Below are 1,118 nucleotides of genomic sequence, written 5' to 3' on the forward strand. Positions count from 1 at the left end.
AGCTGAGCGATCTGGGTATCGAGCTTCTCGGACGACTTGCCGAACTGCATCCGCTTGAGGCGCGCAATCTGCACGCGCAGCGTATCGATCAGGATGTCGCGGGCGGAAATATCGGCGTGGGCAGCTGCCAATGCAGCTTCAAGCTCGGCGATCCGAGCGTCTTTATCAGGGGTGGAAAGGCCTGCGTCCGACACCACGATCATATAGCAGATCGATGGTCGAAACGCTAATAAAAGCACCAGAAAATGGGCGTTTTACCCCGCCAATGAAGGAGTGAAAGTGCGTTCAGGTCGCCGCCAGTCGATGCCTTCCAAGAGCATCGAAAGCTGCGCCGCCGTCATCACCACTGACCCCGTCTTGGTCGACGGCCACACGAAGTGCCCCCGGTCCATCCGCTTGGAAAACAGACACATGCCCTGGCCGTCGTACCAAAGCAGCTTCACCAGATCGCCGCGCTTGCCCCGGAAAGCGAACAGCGCACCGGAATGGGGGCTCTGCTCCAGAACCTGCTGCGTCATCACCGCCAGGCCGTCGAAACCCTTACGCATGTCGGTCGCACCGCAGGCCAGGAAGATCCGCGTCGATGGCGGCAGCGGGATCATCGCGTCAGGATACCGATCACCCGTGACAGGGCATCGGCATCGACCGTGGCATCCACGCTCACCCTGATACCAGACGGCAGTTCGATGCCAATCACGCCGCCGCTGCTCGCTGCAACTGTCGGGGCAGGCAAGGCTGGCTGCTCGCTGATCTGCACCTCCGCAAATGCCGGCTCGGCCAACTTGCGAACCCCGCCAAGCTCACCGGACATCGCCTGGCGCCGCCAAGTGTAGATCGAGCCGCTGCCGACATCATGGCGTTCACAGGCCGTACGCACGCAGCCCTCCGGGCCGAATGCATCCCGCAGCACGGATAGCTTCTGCTCTACCGTCCACCGCCGCCGACCCGACACCCGGCTTACGACCTCGATCCGACTACTCATACGATTACTCATATGACTACTCGCCCGTTCGCTTGCTGAATCCTCGATCTCGTCCGACACCCGCCACCTCGCTAAAAGAGCGGCAATCATCCCGGCGAATGGGCGCCGCGCAAGGCGGCCCTCAGGCCCCGCTTAC

The 1,118-nt window shown here is 62.2% G+C and carries 3 protein-coding genes; all 3 read right to left on the reverse strand.

Translation table 11 applies throughout. The features are described 5' to 3' along the window. Positions 1-203 (reverse strand): transposase (locus KRZ98_RS05015; protein WP_217672576.1); only part of this gene is annotated, 203 nt, incomplete at its 3' end. A gap of 51 nt (positions 204-254) precedes the next feature. Next, positions 255-602, reverse strand: coding sequence for an IS66 family insertion sequence element accessory protein TnpB (tnpB, locus tag KRZ98_RS05020; RefSeq protein ID WP_217672577.1), 348 nt, complete (start codon positions 600-602; stop codon positions 255-257). Next, the gene (locus KRZ98_RS05025) at positions 599-982 is read right to left on the reverse strand and encodes a transposase (RefSeq protein WP_217672578.1); all 384 of its coding nucleotides are present in this window, start codon (positions 980-982) and stop codon (positions 599-601) included. Before KRZ98_RS05025 ends, tnpB begins: the two co-directional genes overlap by 4 nt. Between the last annotated feature and the right edge of the window lie 136 nt (positions 983-1,118).

Origin of the sequence: Sphingobium sp. AS12 (genome assembly GCF_019097845.1) — a bacterium.
In the GTDB taxonomy this organism is placed as follows: Bacteria; Pseudomonadota; Alphaproteobacteria; order Sphingomonadales; family Sphingomonadaceae; genus Sphingobium.

Bases quoted from the DNA above. Each gene is read 5' to 3' on its own strand.
- tnpB (WP_217672577.1), bottom strand. From the start codon at position 602: ATGATCCCGCTGCCGCCATCGACGCGGATCTTCCTGGCCTGCGGTGCG.
- KRZ98_RS05025 (WP_217672578.1), bottom strand. From the start codon at position 982: ATGAGTAGTCGGATCGAGGTCGTAAGCCGGGTGTCGGGTCGGCGGCGG.